The organism is Pantoea sp. GbtcB22 (genome assembly GCF_019091025.1).
Lineage (GTDB): Bacteria > Pseudomonadota > Gammaproteobacteria > Enterobacterales > Enterobacteriaceae > Pantoea > Pantoea leporis.
On sequence record NZ_JAGXKB010001049.1, the window covers coordinates 1 to 229 of the forward strand.

1 protein-coding gene is annotated in these 229 nt (G+C 59.0%); it reads right to left on the reverse strand.

Annotation, left to right across the window (positions count from 1 at the left end):
* Positions 1 to 229 (reverse strand): ABC transporter permease subunit (locus KVT28_RS27455; protein ID WP_217551518.1); only part of this gene is annotated, 229 nt, incomplete at both ends.

Genomic DNA, 229 nt, shown 5'->3' on the forward strand with positions numbered 1-229 from the left:
GAGCGTGCCAAACATCACCGGATAGTCGCGCTGAATAGTGGCGTCATAGCCGAGCAGGCCCAAACCATTGAGTGAGGACATCACCTCTATCAACACCGAGCTGGTGAAAAACATGCTGATAAAGGTGGCGGGGGAACCGGCGATCACCAGCAGCATGGCGTTGCGGAACACGTGGCCGTACAGCACGCGCTTCTCATCCCGCCCTTTGGCGCGCGCGGTGGCCACATAT